The following is an 18028-nucleotide window of genomic DNA, read 5'->3' on the forward strand; positions in this document are numbered from 1 at the left end:
TTAAAATTCAATACAATCTGCGTCTTGTCCTAGTTATATATCTTAAACCTAGCGTAAGTCTTCTCTAAAAGTCTTTCTGCTAAACAGATTGTTTGAGCCCAAGAATTAATCAAATACGAGGTTAAAAAATATGGTGTGAGCGTTTTTTTTGTTTGGGTTATATATTTTAGATAGTTTATGCTTACATACTCAATGCTCTGAGTTCCCTGATTTTCATCAACAAAATTACTTATCTCGTCAAAATATTCTTTAGAATGCCATTTAGTTAATTGAGTTAAATTAGGGATTACCAAACCACGTTTCTCAAAATACTCAGCACTATACGAACACAAATCCATAGCAAATGGAATTCTATTATAAATATATTGCTGAGCTTTGGTCGGGGGCTTTTTGGCGTATGCAAAACTATCACTTTTTGCATCAAAAGCCCCCTTGCAACTGGCCATGTATTGTTCTTGCCTCTCAGCAGTCCATTGTTGTAACTTATAACCGTTTAGGTACCAGTCTGAGTCATGTTGCTGAATATTAGGATTTATGATATTTGATTTTAAAAATTTAAGTCTACTGGTAATGTTTTCTAAATCGGTTAAGACTTTTAAAGGATACACTAATTCGATATTGTCTAAGGACTGCATTAGTGCAGGTAAGTACTCAATATGCCCAATCCATAAAATGTAGCCATCTTCAATAAAGCCCCTATTTTTACTTAACGAATGTTTTAAATGGTGATCTACTTCATAGAACGAACTGCAATACATTTTGAGTAATGACTTTAACCTTAAGTTATGCAAAAACACATCATCGAGACACATTAGTTTAGCTCTTTCTTTTTTTATCATTTTTTCGTGATAAAAATAGTCTATCGGAAAATACTATATTTTTTCTGTTTTTCTTTGCTTTAAAAGCTATGATAACGAAGGTAAAATTTTAAATATTAAGATATGAGCCGTTTTCATATCATTATCAAAGCCTTTAGAACAACACCGAAACCAAACCTTTTTTTGCATATGATCTGCTATGTCCTGGCCGACCCATGCCGTTGATGGTAGTCAAATCATCGGACAAAATGCAGCGCCGCACAGCCTGTACTCTCGATATTTTTTTACTACCTCCCTAAGACTATTTCATTCACCTCACATCCATACTTTAGTTATCCATACTTTAAGTATGGATAACTAAATGTCAATACAGTTAAAAAAATTGCCTACGTAGACACATTTTTTATTTTAGCAAGCTTTACTATAGTAAATACGAATCTAATATCATCTTTTCGTTCAAATGCGCGTCGCACTAATTTCCGGTATTTCAAATAATACTTTGCTTAAAACTGTGTGGTAGTGCCATTAAAAAAATTCCAATCTTTGTTTATCCTAATAGGATTGTTGCGCCTTAGTTTTTTGCTTCGACTTTATAAGCAACTATCAAAGGGGGGAAGTCATAGTTTCCTGCCTTACCAGCACCATTTAAAGACAAATATAACGTACTTGTATTATGGTCGAAGGTAGCACCATTAACTGCTTTTGAACCACCACTATCATATGGATGACTCCATTTACCATAACTAATAGGTCTAACCATCCAAGGTTGTTCAGCTTCTAACATTTCGTTAATGTCAAACAACCAAAAAAAGTTATAATAATCATCGTGTCCATATGCACATCCACCGGCACAAACATTACCATTATCTTGCGTGATCTTATAACCAGTGCCGCTATGTATGCCTCCGTTGTACCCTATGGCCATGAAAATACTTGTTCCAGGCACTATAAATCCATACTTTGCTTTAGCCAATGGACTCCATATTGGGTCTATTTGCTGTTTATACTCTGTCCCCCCATCAACCAACTCCTTTCCTGACTCAGCAGGAAATACCATTAGTGCTTCTGTATTTATTTTTCTGTCAACTGTTATAACAGCATTAATAGCGCTTTCAGGTGTGAATGAATATAAGCTTGGACCTTGAGAGTATCTCCCGGTAATAGAATAATTTGATGCCCAACCAACGATATACTCTGTACCTAGACTTTCTACTAACTCTGAAGGAACCTTTGACATATAGCCGGCAGCCTTTGCACCACCTTGAAGCTGCAGCATTCCATTGAAAGGTGATGAATTTATATCAGCCGCCTTTGAAAATACTTGTAAGTTATCCATATTGCTTGCGGAAGCGTCATACCATCTCTCCGAAGATACCAGCAGACTTTCATTAAAATACAGTAATCCTGTGATTTTGTTATTTTGACTGCCCACCTCTAATTTATCAAGAACAGTCACATAATCTTGAAAAACATTCGCCTTGATAATATTGCCGACGGTTTCTTCCATTGAAAGCTCATCTGGGATTTCAAACTCAGCGATTGCGTTATTCTGGGTGTTTCCCGCCATGAATAGGCTGTTGTTATCTGGGTTAAAACCCAAAGTTGCTACAGCAAAGTTTGAATTAGATTCACCGTTAGCCTCGACTCTAAAAGCCCCCAAATACTCGATGTCCATAGTCGCTTGCAAGCCCAATGGAATAGTCGCATCAGTAGGCGTAGATTGAAGAATATCTTTTGCTATATCGGCTTCAAACAAGAACTTTTCAACCTTTACGCGACGCTCAATAATCGACTCATTTCCGGCATTATCGGTTGCTAGATAGGAAATTATATAAATACCAACATCTTCCCCTACGCTTCCCTCAACCGTCACTTCTAGCTCACCATCAACATCGTCTGTTGCAGTTGCACCTTGCTCATCGTAAGACTTACCAAATTCTAGGTTTATGTTTGCTGCGCCGTTCAGTGTGATAACAGGACCGACTAAATCTTCAACGACTACTGTTCTGTTTGTTGATGATTGGTTACCAGACTTATCTACCGCAGAATAAATGATTATATAAGATCCAATACCTTCTCCAATAGAGCCATTGATAGTTACTTCTACATTCCCATCAACATCATCTGTTGCAGTAGCGCCTTCCTCGCTGTAAGGTTCTCCAAAACCTAAGTTCATGCTTTGAGGGCCATTCAGTATAATAACTGGACCGACTAAATCTTCAACGACTACTGTTCTGTTTGTTGATGATTGGTTACCCGAATTATCTACCGCAGAATAAATAATTGTATAAGATCCAATACCTTCTCCAATAGAGCCATTGATAGTTACGCCTACATTCCCATCAACATCATCTATTGCAGTAGCGCCTTGCTCGCTGTAAGGTTCTCCAAAACCTAAGTTCATGCTTTGAAGGCCATTCAGTGTAATAACTGGGGCGAGTAAATCTTCAACGACTACTGTTCTGTTTGATGATGATTGGTTACCAGACTTATCTAACGCAGAATAAATAATTGTATAAGATCCAATACCTTCTCCAATAGAGCCATTGATAGTTACCTCTACATTCCCATCAACATCATCTGTTGCAGTAGCGCCCTGCTCGCTGTAAGGGTCTCCAAACCCTAAATTCATGCTTTGAGGGCCGTTGAGGGAAATAACAGGGGCAACAACATCGTTGACGATTATCGTTCTCTCAACAGATGACTCATTGCCGGCAACATCTTTTGCGGAATAGACTACAGCATATTTACCAATATTTGATAACGTGGGTCTGTTGACAGTGACAGGTACTTCACCATCGACATCATCAATGGCTTTAGCACCTGGATCTTCAAAAGGCTGGCCAAGCGCTAAACTATAGAGCGATTCGCCCATTAACTCAATCACTGGCGGCTCATGGTCGCTAGGCGATATAGGTTCTGGCGCCGGTGCTGGAGCCACTAGAGCCTCAGCAGGAGCGGCTATTTCGCTACTTGAACCACAAGCAAGCAGCGACAGACTAAACCCAGCTATCAATACTGATTTTAATAAATTTTGATAAGTTTTCACAATCTCAAGTCCTAAAGTACTGCTTCGATTTGATAATACGATTTTAAATGAAGAAAGAAGAGAGAGGACTTTCAGATCGATACAAAGGTATTTTGAAAAATACCCCTATGTTGCCCATTAGGTATAGTTAGGGGCTTTGAATACGTATTGCTATTTAAATAAAATGTATAGAATTCATGCAGTAAGTGGTTCAATTTTTGGTATTTTCCTTAGTTATATTTAATCACATCGGTTAGACTTTTTGTTTGCTTTTATTTTAATTAATACTGAAGCGTTTTGAGAAATAATGTCTTCCCAATAATTGTAATCAAAATACATGCCAATTTTATTTTATTGCTATAATTCATGTGTTTAACAATTTTCATTGGGAATGTAGCGCGTATACCTAAAGTAATGTGTTTCTTTTCTGCAACGTTTAAAGGTAAAAAATCGTTAAAAACCTCGTAAGCGTATGTAATTAATAAAGAATTTAATGTATCAAATGAGCGACATTTATATTTAAAACGGATAAGGATGAAACGCAGAATTAAACTTGATTAGCCAAATGCGCTGAACGCATCAACGACGGTTAATATCATTTGGCTAGGAAAGGCAGATGAGGAAATTTAAATCACAAGGTCAGGCTCAACGCTTTTTATCATGCCATGGTGTGGTTAATAATCTATTTAGGCTTGGTCGCCATTTAATGAAAGCGAGTAATTACAGAATTTCCGAGACTGAGCATTTGTTGAATGAACTAGGGCGATTTGTGTACAAAATTTGGAATAAGTAGTCATACTGGCCTTTATTCATCAAAATTGAATAACTTGACACTGCCAAATCAGGAATTAATAAACAATAAAAATAGGATTCGAATAAGCACTCAATTTGTTTTCCTCCAGCGACTCTCTGACAACCCTAGAGCGTACAAAGCAACGTCCGTTTTCTTCCATTATCGGTAATAACCACGAGAATTTGCTCTGCTCTGGCGCCACCAACTTACTTTTAACAATCACGTCGTCGTTACTGCAGTTTGTTATTAAATCAAATCGTAGAAAGTCGTCAGCATAAGTTTCACTGCGCTCAACGTTAATATCAACAGACAGCACATTTTGACTTCCCATCAAATTTAGTGTGCCCTCAGGATATGCTCTAAATATCCCATCCTCACTGGATAAGCTGAACTCATAATTGCGCAGTAGTTTTCCATGATCAGCCCAAAAAAGTACCCGCTTTTATACCTTGAATTAATACCGTATACTCTTTTTGCGGTGTTGTTACGTGAATACGGGAAAACTCGCATGGACCATAATCCATATAGTCGCCATGGTAATCTGAAGATGCAATAGCACCCAATATCTTTTCACCCTCAGCCAAGAGTTTGTCCCATATAACACCTAAAGTTGCATTAGCTGAGATAAAGTTAGATTACCAAGTTGATACAAAGGTATGTTAAAAAATACAAAATTAACTGCTTGTAGCCAATTTTAGGGGACAGGATTCCGGGAGTTAAAATTTTTTTCTATAAAGTTTCAAGTAGTAAATTCACTTTTTTGACTTAAATCAGTAGTTATATATTTTTGGGAGTTCTTTCAGTTTCCAATTTCGACAACTTCATTTGACCTTTGAATTCAGATTAAAAACTAGCCATTTAATCATCGGGGCTGGCGGGTAAATAAAGAAACAGCCGGAATTTTGGTCATTGGTAAGGCTACCTGGGAAGTGTACGCCAACCAGAGTGTTTCCGTTTAATACACCTAAACAATGGCTCAACCTTCGACTTACCATATAGAATTACTAGCAATCTAGCCACGTTTTACTATTTTGTATTTTAATAAATAAAAAATAACAATAATTGAATTTTTGATACCAATGTGACATCAACCCAAAATTAAACCTACATCAAACATATCAGGCCAAGCGTTGAGAAATATCCTTTTGCTAGTATTATGAATATGACTTACTATTCGTATCAGAAGCTGGTCGGATTTGAGAGAACAAGGCTACAGTTATCTACGCTGAATGAATAGCCAGCTCAATGTTATTTACCTTAATTTAATTTAGAGCCTGTTGCAATTGCCTAATAATAGCAGTTAGTATTTTGATTTTTAAACATTTAAATTTCAAATCGCCAATAATGTGCGTTAAAAAAATTAGAAATCGACGCTAAATATAGCCAGTTTATGTTCAACAAAATTCATATTGATGCAGTTAAGACTGTATTAAAAAAAAATTAAATATATCGAATCCTTTTATATGAGTATTAAAGAAAGTAAAGCAATAATAGTGCTAGGAATGCACAGAAGCGGTACCTCTGCGATTTCAGGTGTGTTTTCGCATTTAGGTGTATTGATGGGGAAGAAACTGTTTAAAGCGCAAAAAGGCGTAAACGAAAAAGGTTTCTTTGAAAACTCGCTTGTAGTTCAGCTAAATGAGCGCTTGTTTGAGAAATTAGAGTCATCTTGGGATGACCCTCTAGGCGCTCAAAAAGATATTATGAAATGTGATATCGCAATTGAACTTGCTATGGCTAAACAGTTATTGGTGCGAGAGTATGACAAAGCCATTTACTGGGGTATAAAAGACCCAAGGACCTCAGTTCTGATGCAGTTTTGGCTGAAGGTATTCAGTGATTTAAAAGTCAAACCTCATTATTTGATTATGGTTCGCCATCCCATGGATGTATTCCGGTCGCTAGAAAAACGTGATCAGTTTTCGATCGAAAAATCGTTGATTTTATGGGTACATTATACACTGGGTAGCTTTGAAAATTATCATAAAGATAGTCATAGCATTATGCTCTACGATAATTTAATGAATGATACTGAAAAACAAGTAGAAAATTGTATCGATACATACGCGCCAGAATTGCACTCTAAAGTTATTGAAGCATGCGCTTTCATAAGCGTTGAATTAAGAAATCATTCAAGTCAAACTAGTGAAAACAAATCAAATGATGCTATCTGTGAACTTGCTTTAAGTCTTTATAATTGTGTCAACGAATTTCCAGTTAACAAGCAAGAAATTGACAATATAGATGTTTGTTTTAAAGCATACTTGCGAGGATTAAATGGAGTAATTAGTGAGCATCTGACAGTAGTTAAGAAGGAAGAAATTCTTTACAAAAGGCTATTTGGAGAGGCATACAACACTATATGGTGGAACCTTTCGTGGCCTTTGAGATTTGTGGAAAGAAAATTCCGAAGAATAAGATGAACCGGCAATTAACGTGTTTTACATTGCATACATCGAGTGGCAATTCGACAAAAGCAAAAATCCCTTCGTTTCAATTTATTTTGCTTTTTAAACAGTTAGAGAACAAATTGGTATCAGTTAATTCATAACTTTTAGCGGACTCACGATCACGTTAACTTAATTTCTCTTACTTTAGGTGATGTCATTACTCCAATGAACTTTGCAAAAGCCGTCAATTTGATGGTTTTTTTATATATTCAATTGAGTTAATGTGATAATTGTAATTTAAAGTAATGTCTATTGAATATCAGAGTTTTGATAAATCAGTTTCGGATAGTAAAAATAATTTTTTAAGTAGGTAATATGAATGCAATATCGAGTGACAAAGGGCTAGTTAGTGTTGTTATTCCCGGATATAAAAATGAATTCATAGGAGAGGCTATTGATTCTGTGCTTACCCAAACCTACCATAACGTTGAGATTATAGTCGTTGATGATGGCAGCCCAAATCAGCTAAAGAGCACACTTAAAGAATATATTGAAACAGGAAAAATTCGATATATTCATCAAAAAAACCAAAAAATGGCTGCAGCAAGAAACAATGGTATAGAACACGCTAAAGGTAATTTTATTGCATTTTTGGACGACGACGATTTATGGGAACCGGAAAAATTAGAGTTACAGATAAATTTATTTGATAATCCAGCGATTGGTTTGGTTTATACTTTTGCGGAGGGGTTTAAAGACGGAAAGAATTTGCCCATTCCAAATTTTGAAATATCCCATCAAGGTAAAATATTCGGTGAAATATTCTTGGCAGATTTTATTCCTAACTCTTCAGTGATCGTTAGGCGAACTTGTTTTGACAAAGTAGGACTTTTTAAAGCCACCCCAGATTTCTTCGGTGTTGACGATTGTGATATGTGGACAAGAATTACTTACTCCTATGACGCATCGTGTGTCCCTAAAAAACTAACTAAAATTAGACTTCATAAAGGGCAATTTAGTAGCGATAAGTCGATAATGTATGAAAACGACTTAAATGCGAGACGAAAGCTAATCAATGACCTGGAAATACCAAAAGTTTATCAAAAGCAATATTTTGCTAGAGTCTATTTTGAAATTGCATTTAACCTCAGAAAAACTGCAAAATTTAAAGCATTTAGCTTTTATATGAAGAGTATTCAAGCTTCTTTTTCCAAAACAACATTTTTTGCTATTTTAAAATTACTTGTTAATTAAAGATACAACTAGCCTTTTTACTTCAGGTTAATGATCTGTTTAGTAGGAATATTGAACGTTATAAGTTTATTAATTGAGAAGTTGAATATAAAATACAGCACATAGTGCAGTATGTGCCAAGTAAGTGTCACGCATTCGAATTTAGCAATACTGAAAAAGAGAGAATATGCAAAAAACTTTAGCTTTATCTTGTTGGTTTGGTGACAAATTTAAAAAGCCTAAAAGGGTGAGAAATATAAAAGAATTCATTCTGTTGGTTAAATTTGTCATAAAGAATTTAATACCAATTAGTTTATACTCCCTTTTTAAAATAGACTCGGTGGTGCCAAGGGCGCCTAAAAATTGTTCTAAATCTATTTTTTTTACTAATAATGCCAGTCTAAAATCTGACATCCTTTATAAAGGGTGGACATATTATTTCATCAATGATGATGTAAGCGGTATCGACAGTATTTCTTCCTCTTTAGCGGCAAAAAAGATAAAATTTCTAGTACTACCTGACGATGTAGAAAGACAACTTAATGACTTTGATTTCATATTATATATGGATAGTCGTCGCATAACAGATGATATTGAAAAGCTAATAGAACTATGCGAAAAAGGTATTGTTATCCGGCATACCCTCAGGTTTAAAGAATCGGTATGGGATGAAGTTGAAGAAGCAAAAGAGCAAGAAAGATATATGATAGGGATGGATGATACTATTAATTTCATAAATGATCACATTTCGAGAGGTTTATCTGCTTCTAATAGAGTCGTTAATACTGGTGTAATACTATACAATATCGGCAGTATAAAATTTCGAGACGAAATACGTTCCCTATGCTCTGAGGTTTACAATGCGTGTCTAGATTTGAAGCAACCTGAATGTCAGATTATCTGGTTTATGTTGTCTCAGCGGTATAGTCACGCCATAACTACAATAGAGTGTAACGATATATCGACGAGAGATAACTAAATTATTACTACTACTACAGGGCATGGTGAGGTTTGTTGGTTATAATTCAAGGAGCTTGTACCAGGTTCCGTGTAACTGCCATTATTTAAGCTACTTCGTGATGCGATCCCCAAAACTCGATACTCGATACTACAATGAAGCATCTGATGACGTCAGGTATTAATTGGTATTTACCAGTTTGTAGATGTTGAGTGATCGGCAATGCGGTAATCCCCACACAAATTTAGAATAGGCAGCCATACACGCACTTTATTCATCCAATTTAAATACCTTAAAAGTGCCCTCTCGCTTTGTATTCGAGAAATATTAAGTAAAATTGAAAGCTTGTGAACTTTTAATTTAAGCCACTGGACGAACTAGGTTACAACGGCAAACTAAATAAGCAATTAATAAACAATAAAAATAGGATTCGAATAAGCACTCAATTTGTTTTCCTCCAGCGACTCTCTGACAACCCTAGAGCGCACAAAGCAACGTCCGTTTTCTTCCATTATCGGTAATAACCACGAGAATTTGCTCTGCTCTGGCGCCATCAACTTACTTTTAACAAGCACGTCGTCGTTACTGCAGTTTGTTATTAAATCAAATCGTAGAAAGTCGTCAGCATAAGTTTCACTTCGCTCAACGTTAATATCAACAGACAGCACATTTTGACTTCCCATCAAATTTAGTGTGCCCCCGGGATATGCTCTAAATATCCCATCCTCACTGGATAAGCTGAACTCATAATTGCGCAGTAGTTTTCCATGATCAGCCCAAAAAGTACCCGCTTTTATACCTTGAATTAATCCCGCATAATCTTTTTGCGGTGTTGTTACGTGAATACGGGAAAACTCGCATGGACCATAATCCATATAGTCGCCATGGTAATCTGAAGATGCCATAGCACCCCATATCTTAACACCCTCAGCCAAAATTTTGTCCCAGGTACCACCTACAGTTGCGACAACTGGGTCCCAGCGATCGATAGGTAAAATCTGTTTGTTGTATGAGCCTATTGTTGCTTGATTTTGATGCCCCGGTGCACCCGCCATAGCAACAATGTGGTCAAAGTTCTGATTCCAAAAAGTGATGTCTGAATAGTTTTCATCCTTTTCTGCATTTACGTCTTTTCTACTCGGGTGATTGTAAATGGCAATAGTGCTTTCGCCGCCTATATTCATCGCATCAAGAACATATAGATCACGTTCCTTTTTCGGCATTCCTGAAGACCTTTGCAACGCCGACATAATGCCATTTAGCGTTTTGCTCTCATTCGCAGGTGTTGTAATAATATTCACGTGCTCACGCCCTTCATAAGAGGGCATACCCAACTCTATTCCTGCAAAAATGAGCATTACTGGGTATTTTTTTCTCATCGCCTCAATCTCAGCCAATTTCGCTTGTGAAAAACTGTTTGGATTTTGCGAATGGTCAGTAATAGAAAATGCATCGCAGCCTTTTATATAGGCCAGTTCTGACAGTTCTTCTATAGATTTCTGACCATCAGAATAAGTGGTATGAGCATGGTGATCGAAAATCATACGGTCGCTATTTGAACCTGCCCAATAAGCTTGTTCAACAGTCATTTTTGGCTGTGATGTTTGCATCAAATATACAATAGCAATAGCACTTAAACTTACTATTGTGATAAAGACTGTCTTTATTGGCTTTCTATATATATTGGAAACCATTTTCTTAGAATTCATTTTACTAGCCTGCATAACATTCGGCTCTTCTTTACTATTAGTGTGCGCTTTGCGCAAGAACTTGCTTGAGGATGATTGTTTGAACCGATGCAAAATTGGCCTTTCTACCAATCGGTAACTTGCATGAGAGATTATCAGAGTCAGTGCCAGCGTGACCAGTAAGTAAAGTAGCGCCTGCTCAGTGACATCCCAGTTAAGGATGTTAAAAGCCTTTAGCATTGCTTTTTGTATTGGATAATGAAAAACATAAACACCATAGGAAATAATGCCAATCCACTTTAATGGTGCAAACTCCAAGCAATTTCGAGCCCATCTGGTTTGTGGCGCGCAAAATACTAGTACACCCAATAGCAGCGGCACAAACGGGAAGTTATAACGACCGAAGGCTAACTGCAGTGTTTCATCAAGCTTTGTTGCTAGTATCGCAAAAACCATAAGCGCGCTTAACCAAAATAAAATTTCAGCCCACGTTGATGTTTTAGATTTATAAAAACTTGCCGCCAACATGCCAATCAGAAAGTGGGGTAAATGGGCAAACAAGGAGTAAGTAAGTGATTGACCACTCGCCGAGCCTATCGATATGCCAAACGGCCAAATAAGCGGAATACTAATTGGCCACTCTTCATTCAGCGTCATTTGATACATGAAGTATCTGTAACTTAAATAAATGATTGGGATAAGCAAAAAACAAAGTAATTGCGCTTTGCGCAGCCCAAGCTTAAACAACAAAACAAAAAAGAACGGGAGTAAAATATAGAACTGAAATTCAACCGCAAGGGTCCAAAAAGGAGGATTTAAACTCATCACCTGATAATCTTTCAAGTTATGCAAAAAGAACAAATGTGAGATTACGTTGTTGAAGTTAACATCCGAACCTTGAAAACCCTTAATTGCCAGAATACTAAATAAACAAAGGTAATAAAGAGGAATAATTCTCGCTACGCGATTAATAAAGTAGTGTTTAATATTTGGAAACTGATCAGTATTAAGTGAACGCCAAAACGGCATTGACAATAAAAAACCGCTTAATACAAAAAATAGAGCAACACCCGTATTACCATTCACCATCCATCGCTCAAGGTCAATAAAGAAAAATGATCCGCCCACATCACTAAACTGCTGAAAATGAACAAAGAAGACAGCCAATGCAGCGATAGCTCTCAAGCCATCTAATCCAGCAATATAATGGTTACTAGCTATCGTTTGCTTTACTTGTGAAGTTCTGAATTCAGCATTTTTCTGCTCAATATCGGTATCACGTTCTTTATCCTGCTCAAGCTGTTTATTCTGCTCAAGCTGTTTATTCTGCTCAAGCTGTTTATTCTGCTCAAGCTGTTTATTCTCACTCTCTTTATAGATACAAGCCTGACCAACACTCGACTCATTCGTTTGATGACTAGGATCCAGTTTCAGTGTTTGATGAAGAATAAAAGTAACAAATATCGCAATAAAAACGTCTGTACTTTCTGGTACTGAATTAGTAAAAAATATTTGCAAAAACTCTGATAAAAACAATATGGCGGAACAAATAAACGCGCTAAAAAACAAATTTCGTTTCGTTAAGTAGCATAGCCATATAGCGCCACCATAAAAAACCAATTTTTTTACGAACACAAGAATATTGAGAAGGATGTTCCCCCCTATAGAGCCTGAAAAAGGCAACCAATTGAAGCTTGCAGTTTGCGCTCGCAATTCAAATGGATATAAACCATTGCCTATAATCGCCATCAGCATTAATACGGCCAGCAGCAAGGCTGTTATTCTATGCGCAAATATATGCCAAATAAATAAAGAAAGAACAGCCGCAGCTAAAGAGTCTAAGTTGATATTGCTCGATATAATAATGAACTTTGATAGTAAAAGGAGGCTAACTAATATGCCGAGTTTTTTAAAGTGTGCCCAAGCAGGAAAGGCCATTCTTATAAGGTAAAAAGTAACGAGCCAGAAAACAGTATTTTCAAAGGTCCAGTACAAATCGATTGATGGCGAATTGATAAGTAACTTCACATTATCTTTAAGTACATCGAAATCAATAGACGGTGCGAATGGCGCGAGTTCAAGTGCAATTATGGTAAAGGCTATGGCAAGTGAAATTTGTTGATTAATATTGATTGATTTAAGTTTTTTAAGGATATCAAGGTGAGCCGATGAATATATAAGAAGACCAAACACGTAGCCAACCATATTCCATATTGCGTCGCCGCCCCATGGTTTTCTGTCTGCCGTAAATAACTGTAAGGCTTGAATGGCATACGCAAAAACAAAGGTAATGATTGCAAACGATAAAAGATGAATCAATGTTTTATGTTTTGGAAACGCGGCTCGAACAAATATTCCAAATGGAACAAACAATACAATGTTTGCGATTAGGTCAGTAAGTTGAGTTTTCGTGATATCAAAATTTAATAAGGCGTCAATAGACACCGCTGAAAATGCAGTCATTGTGAAATTAAATGGATACAGCGAACCATAAACTATCAATAAAGCGATGACGACTAAAATAGACTTCATTTGTTATGTCTGCAAAGCAGCTTGATAGCCTACTCTGCACTTTCCTTGTAAGTGTAATTTTGCATCACTAATCGAGATTGAGCCAACAGCACTCAACATTAAAGACGCTCAATTTAATAGCATCTGGATACTGTCTCATTTTAACTATTTTTTTAAAAGTCCCAAATGTGATAAATAAAGATTAGTTAACTTACCAATATTGGCATGACTAACTAGTTATTTTTGCTATAGTACACTGCTTTTAGGAAGCTAGTCACAAACAATGATAGTTTAAAAGAGAGTTATTAATTGAAAATTCTTGTCATCTCACATCGTGTCCCATTTCCGCCAAATAAAGGTGAGAAGCTACGCACATATCATCAATTAGAACGACTATCCCAACTTGGCCATTCACTTTCGCTTATTGCCCCATGCGCAGCTGTTGAAGATCAACAATTTGCACACGGCCTATCTTGTGTTTTTGATATGCGCGTTACCACAAATAAACTCCCTTTTAAGCTATTTAGATTTATTAAAGCGCTTTTAAGCGGTCGCTCGTTAAGTGAAGCCAACTTTTATTCCAGCGGCACTCAGAGGCTTATCGAAGCTGAAATTGCAACTTTTCAGCCCGATTATTTGTTGCTAACCGCATCATCCTTGGTAAAGTATGCTGACGCATCCAAAACAGCTAAATATCGCCCAATTATATTGACCGACTTTATGGACGTTGACTCAAATAAATGGCAGCAATATGAGTATAAATCAACATTTCCAATGAATTGGGTGTACCGAAGAGAAGCAAAACTAATTAGAAACCTTGAAATAGAAGCCACTCAAATTTCTAAAGAGTGTTATCTAATTGCCGCCGCTGAAGTAGAACTATTTAAACGCGAGATTTATAATACAAATACCGTTAACGTTCTTCCTAACGGAATTGACTCCAGCATATTTGCGCCAGCTCCAAAAATATTGGAAACACCGGCGCTCACACTCTTGTTTGCGGGTGTAATGGATTACAAACCCAATATAGATGCTGTATTTTGGTTCGTAGATAACTGCTGGCCATCGATAAAGACACAATATCCCGACGCCAAATTTGTTATTGCAGGAATGAACCCCTCATCATCGGTGCTAAAGCTTAGAACCGATAACAACATTGTAGTGACAGGTTTTGTAGACGACATAATGCCATACTTCCAATCTGCTACGCTATTTGTTGCACCATTCCAAATTGCTAGAGGTGTTCAAAATAAAGTGCTTCAGGCAATGTCTTGTGAAATACCCGTAGTTACAACCGCTAGGGGTATTGAGGGTATTATCCACAACGATGGAGAGGATATTTTAATAGCTGACTCAGCTATTAAGTACGCCCAACTTTGCCTCGACTTATTAGATTCTTTAGAATTAAGAACGTCAATTGGCAAAGCAGCGCGAAAAACGATACTTACTCATTATGCATGGCCTGAAGTTTTGAAACCATTAACCAACCAAATTGAAAATAAGCCATGAAAAACATTATTAAAGAATTTTTATTTGTCATATTTACGTTGCTAGCAGCACCGTTTTCACTTTTATATTTTTTGTTAGCATTGCTAATGAACAAAAATGACTGTCTTGCTTCGTTCAGCCAATTACTTAGTTTAATACCCGGTAAATCTGGCATTTATCTTCGAGCAGGCTTTTATCGATTTACATTACAAGCTTGCAGCAAAGACGCCATCATTTCCTTCGCTACCCTTCTTTCGCAGCAAAACACTTCAATAAGCAGTGGTGTTTATATCGGTCCTCAGTGCAACATTGGTATGTGCTCAATTGGTCAAAATACACTTTTAGGTAGCGGTGTGCATATTATGAGTGGCTCGAAACAACATGATTTTAAGCAAATAACAATTCCAATTAAAGACCAGGGCGGCAGTTTTGAAAAAATAAGTATTGGCAAAAACTCATGGATCGGGAATGGTGCCTTAATTATGGCTGACATTGGTGATAACTGTGTCGTTGCGGCGGGCTCAGTGGTAATAAAGAGTATGCCCAAAAACTCGATTATTGTGGGTAACCCCGCGAGGGTCGTTAAAACTCGCGAGTAACGTTATTATTTTTATTTCAATTAAGACTTATTAAAAAGCGCCACTGCCACCCGATTTTGGCGGGAAGTTTTCAGTTAATACTAAGACCTTTTTTCTGTTTTTCTTATTGCATTTAATTGGCATCCCTCGCTTCAAAACCAGCTTGAAGTGCGTGGATTGCCTGAGCTAAAACTTGCTTTATACTGTCGTCACCAACTTCACCGCTGCCAGAAATTGCCAAGAAAATGCCATCATAGGGCTTGCCCTGCAACTTCAACCACACTTGGTACAACTTGGCTTTTTTAGTATCGGTAAATACAGCGCCATTGATAATATATAGGTGATAAATGGTAAGTTGCTGGCCCGAACCATTCTTTAACGTCATGTTATTGATGCGTAAGTTATCAGCCAGTGATTCAGTTCGCTTGTCGGACAAACTCCACCTTGTCTCAGCAAAAATATCGTTTTGAGTGCTAATTAACTCACCGTCAGTGCCATCATAATACGCTGTAAAATAAACAAAGTGACTATTCTCATACTGTATTGTGAGAAACTCAGAGCGAGTTGAGCGTTTAAATTCAGGCTGCCAAGTAGATAGCGCGTTACCCTGCTTGATCGCGCTAAACGGAAGTTGAAATTCAAGTTGAATAGGAGCAACGTTTCCTGCCAAATTAATGGAGATTGACTTTGTGATACCTAATACAAGCACTACTGCAACGACCAACGACTTCAACCCGATTGTTTTGAGTTCCTCAATATGAGCAATTGACGTTTCTGCATCTGCGTTACCAATCGTCTCGTCAGCAATAATATTACCGCCTGCTGCATTTTGTTTTAAAAGATAGCGCTTTTCAACACGGCGAATAATTTCACCAATGCCTAATAAACAAATGATCACGAATGCAAAGAAAAACCAGCCATATATTAAGTGGTCAGCACCAACAGCATGCTTCATATCACTCGCGTAACCGATCATGATGATGCCAAAAACGCGAACTGCATTAGCTAAAATTGGAAAAATAACCGACAAAAGTACAAATCCAACACGCGTTGTCATACGTTTCAGATTCATGTAAGCGAACAAATTGCCCAATACAATCGATGCAATTAAAAAACTGATGCCGGAACAAGCTTCAGCCACTAAAAAGCGACCTTGTGGAATTTCTAAAAACAGCCCTGAACGGTACAAAGGAACACCCGCCCAAGACACCATTTCTACCGATATGTCTGCGGTTATCTCTTGTAAAAATGGAATAAGTTCTTCACCGAACGGAATGGCGAACAGCATAAAACTGAGAGGGAAAATGAGTTTTTTACTGATGCGGTTACCCAGATAAAACCACGTAAGCGTGGGCAGTAACGAAAACATGGCCGCGTGCTGAAATAACTGAATGTCGCCGGCAATGCCAATAACGTATAACAGTACTTGCAAAAAAATGAACGGCAAAGCCAATAGTGTGCACTGTCGAGCACGCCAATTAATATCGTCCTTTTTTTCCCAGATTAAATATAAGCTCACCGGCAACACAAAAAAGCAATGATTGAAAATTTCTGATATATACCAAATTTTTACCGCGGACACTAAACCTTGAAACGTCAGGCCTACCCACAAGCAAAGAAGTACTCCTCCTAAAGCCCAATTGATAGAAAGACCGCCGTTGTGATGAACCGCCTGCCCTTTATTTAGCATCGATAACGTCCTTGTATGTTTCATACATAGTTGACCACTCGTAGTCATTTATGAGCTGCACTAGCTTTTTTTCCATCACGTGCAAATTAACGTAATGACGCAACTTAGATTTAAACGGCGCGCCTTGCACTCTAGGCTGATCAACATCTATCTCCCACGGGTGAAAATAAAAATTATAAGGTTCGTTAGTGTCTTGCATGTATTTTTTTATACGCCTATTAGATAACCAATAAGGATACAATCGAAAATAGCCACCACCACCAATACCGGTATTTTTACCGTTGTTAGCTAAGGTGGGTACTGGAATTTCTACAATGCCTTCTTTACGCAGGTGCTTAAATCGGGGCCAATCCGGCACACCGTATAGGTCATGTTCTATCGGATAGGTGCTTGATGAGTATTTAAAGCCTAATTCGACCAAAATATCATACACCCATTCATTGCTTTTATTAATTGAAAAGCTAGGTGCTCGATACCCTAACAAGGCTTTGCCTGAGGCCTGTTCAAGTTTATCTTTACTGACGCGAATGTCTTCGAACACTTGTTCTGGCGTCATTGTAGTCGCACGCCGATGATTTGAGCCATGACTGCCAAGCTCGTGTCCTTCATCGACAATGCGTTTAACTACATCCGGGCAGTGTTCTGCAACCCAACCTAGCGTAAAAAAGGTGCCTTTGATGCCGTGCTCGTTAAATAAATCGATTAAGCGATGCGTGTTGTCACCTACACGAGGGGTGATGCTTGACCAATCGGAGGGTGAAATAACGGATTCGAATGCCGAGACATGAAAGTAGTCTTCAACATCAACGGTCATCGCGTTAAGTCTTTTTAAGTGAGACTGCATGGCTTAATT

Annotated in this window: 13 protein-coding genes; 6 read left to right on the forward strand and 7 right to left on the reverse strand. The window is 37.5% G+C overall.

Annotation, left to right across the window (positions count from 1 at the left end; all coding sequences use genetic code 11):
- Nucleotides 1-29: 29 nt before the first annotated feature.
- Together CXF81_RS06855 and CXF81_RS06860 are read right to left on the reverse strand one after the other, a co-directional pair.
- On the reverse strand, nucleotides 30-839 hold the full coding sequence (locus CXF81_RS06855) for a hypothetical protein (RefSeq protein ID WP_157825515.1): 810 nt from the start codon (nucleotides 837-839) through the stop codon (nucleotides 30-32).
- Between the two features lie 550 nt (nucleotides 840-1389).
- Nucleotides 1390-3867, reverse strand: a complete 2478-nt coding sequence (locus CXF81_RS06860) for an immunoglobulin-like domain-containing protein (protein WP_101180622.1) — start codon at nucleotides 3865-3867, stop codon at nucleotides 1390-1392.
- Nucleotides 3868-4462: 595 nt separating this feature from the next.
- Here CXF81_RS06860 and CXF81_RS06865 point away from each other — a divergent pair.
- A complete protein-coding gene (locus tag CXF81_RS06865) occupies nucleotides 4463-4639 on the forward strand; it encodes a hypothetical protein (RefSeq protein ID WP_232771812.1) in 177 nt (58 codons plus the stop codon).
- Between the two features lie 55 nt (nucleotides 4640-4694).
- On the opposite strand, the gene CXF81_RS06870 is transcribed toward CXF81_RS06865, so the two are convergent.
- Together CXF81_RS06870 and CXF81_RS19830 are read right to left on the reverse strand one after the other, a co-directional pair.
- Nucleotides 4695-4973, reverse strand: coding sequence for a hypothetical protein (locus CXF81_RS06870; protein ID WP_157825516.1), 279 nt, complete (start codon nucleotides 4971-4973; stop codon nucleotides 4695-4697).
- Nucleotides 4974-5058: 85 nt separating this feature from the next.
- On the reverse strand, nucleotides 5059-5223 hold the full coding sequence (locus CXF81_RS19830; protein WP_157825517.1) for a hypothetical protein: 165 nt from the start codon (nucleotides 5221-5223) through the stop codon (nucleotides 5059-5061).
- A gap of 879 nt (nucleotides 5224-6102) precedes the next feature.
- Between CXF81_RS19830 and CXF81_RS06875 the strand changes: the two genes are divergently transcribed.
- From CXF81_RS06875 to CXF81_RS06885, 3 genes are all read left to right on the forward strand, one after another.
- Complete coding sequence (locus CXF81_RS06875) at nucleotides 6103-7062, forward strand: sulfotransferase family protein (protein ID WP_101180624.1); 960 nt, start codon at nucleotides 6103-6105, stop codon at nucleotides 7060-7062.
- Between the two features lie 342 nt (nucleotides 7063-7404).
- Nucleotides 7405-8283, forward strand: coding sequence for a glycosyltransferase family 2 protein (locus CXF81_RS06880; protein WP_101180625.1), 879 nt, complete (start codon nucleotides 7405-7407; stop codon nucleotides 8281-8283).
- A 166-nt stretch (nucleotides 8284-8449) separates the two neighbouring features.
- Nucleotides 8450-9241, forward strand: a complete 792-nt coding sequence (locus CXF81_RS06885; protein WP_101180626.1) for a hypothetical protein — start codon at nucleotides 8450-8452, stop codon at nucleotides 9239-9241.
- 386 nt (nucleotides 9242-9627) lie between these two features.
- On the opposite strand, the gene CXF81_RS06890 is transcribed toward CXF81_RS06885, so the two are convergent.
- Nucleotides 9628-13440, reverse strand: coding sequence for an acyltransferase family protein (locus CXF81_RS06890; protein ID WP_101180627.1), 3813 nt, complete (start codon nucleotides 13438-13440; stop codon nucleotides 9628-9630).
- A 288-nt stretch (nucleotides 13441-13728) separates the two neighbouring features.
- Here CXF81_RS06890 and CXF81_RS06895 point away from each other — a divergent pair, with 288 nt between their 5' ends.
- A complete protein-coding gene (locus CXF81_RS06895) occupies nucleotides 13729-14928 on the forward strand; it encodes a TIGR03087 family PEP-CTERM/XrtA system glycosyltransferase (RefSeq protein ID WP_101180628.1) in 1200 nt (399 codons plus the stop codon).
- A complete protein-coding gene (locus CXF81_RS06900) occupies nucleotides 14925-15506 on the forward strand; it encodes a DapH/DapD/GlmU-related protein (RefSeq protein ID WP_101180629.1) in 582 nt (193 codons plus the stop codon). Before CXF81_RS06895 ends, CXF81_RS06900 begins: the two co-directional genes overlap by 4 nt.
- 112 nt (nucleotides 15507-15618) lie before the next feature.
- On the opposite strand, the gene xrtA is transcribed toward CXF81_RS06900, so the two are convergent.
- Both xrtA and CXF81_RS06910 read right to left on the reverse strand, forming a co-directional pair.
- Entirely contained in the window at nucleotides 15619-17175 is a 1557-nt protein-coding gene (xrtA, locus tag CXF81_RS06905; RefSeq protein WP_198556337.1) for an exosortase A, read from the reverse strand.
- Complete coding sequence (locus CXF81_RS06910) at nucleotides 17165-18019, reverse strand: XrtA system polysaccharide deacetylase (RefSeq protein ID WP_101180631.1); 855 nt, start codon at nucleotides 18017-18019, stop codon at nucleotides 17165-17167. The genes xrtA and CXF81_RS06910 overlap by 11 nt, the downstream gene beginning before the upstream one ends.
- Nucleotides 18020-18028: the final 9 nt, after the last annotated feature.

The organism is Glaciecola sp. 33A (genome assembly GCF_002836745.1).
Lineage (GTDB): Bacteria > Pseudomonadota > Gammaproteobacteria > Enterobacterales > Alteromonadaceae > Glaciecola.